1 protein-coding gene is annotated in these 307 nt (G+C 68.7%); it reads left to right on the top strand.

The annotated features are described in order from the left end of the window. Nucleotides 1-307: beta-ketoacyl synthase N-terminal-like domain-containing protein (locus Q0994_RS33995; RefSeq protein WP_299542609.1), on the top strand; the 307-nt coding region annotated here is incomplete at both ends.

Below are 307 nucleotides of genomic sequence, written 5' to 3'. Positions count from 1 at the left end.
GTGATGCCGCCGGAGCTGGAGGGTTTCCGGCTGACGGGGACGACGTCGAGTGTGGTGTCGGGCCGGGTTGCCTACAGCCTCGGGCTCGAGGGTCCGGCGATTTCGGTGGACACCGCGTGTTCGTCGTCGCTGGTCGCTCTGCACATGGCGGCCCAGGCGCTGCGTACAGGCGACTGCTCCCTCGCGTTGGCCGGCGGCGTGACGATCATGTCCGGTCCCTTCCTGCTCCGGGAGTTCAGTCGTCAGCGTGGTCTTGCTCCGGATGGTCGGTGCAAGTCGTATGCGGCGGGTGCGGACGGGACGGGGT

It is taken from the genome of uncultured Streptomyces sp. (genome assembly GCF_947488945.1).
In the GTDB taxonomy this organism is placed as follows: Bacteria; Actinomycetota; Actinomycetes; order Streptomycetales; family Streptomycetaceae; genus Streptomyces.
Note: the sequence above shows the minus strand (reverse complement) of the source record. Positions and strands in the feature narration are given on the sequence as shown.